Annotated in this window: 1 protein-coding gene; it reads left to right on the top strand. The window is 67.2% G+C overall.

Annotated features, from left to right (window positions below; translation table 11 throughout):
• Positions 1-138, top strand: a 138-nt coding sequence (locus ACPYOG_RS20825; RefSeq protein ID WP_481295954.1) for a helix-turn-helix domain-containing protein, incomplete at its 5' end; no start/stop codon positions are given.
• Positions 139-235: the final 97 nt, after the last annotated feature.

The raw sequence follows: 235 nt of genomic DNA, 5'->3' as shown, positions 1-235 counted from the left end.
ACCGTTTACCGCCTCGTCCATTCCGGCGAGTTGCCCGCCATCTGCTTCGGCCGGTCGTTCCGCGTCCCGGAGTCCGCGGTCGAGCACATGCTGCAGGCGCCCACCCTCGAAGAGGGCGGCGTCGCGGACTCGGCGTGACGTCGGGTAGACTGACACCTCGTGTCGCCGCGTGCCCCGCGGCATACCCGTGATTCTTTGTGAGGTCCACGTGGGCTCCGTTATCAAGAAGCGTCGC

This window comes from Leifsonia sp. HAY1-4F (assembly GCF_056755275.1).
The sequence above is the reverse complement of the archived record's forward strand: the minus strand, read 5'-3'. Positions and strand labels throughout refer to the sequence as shown.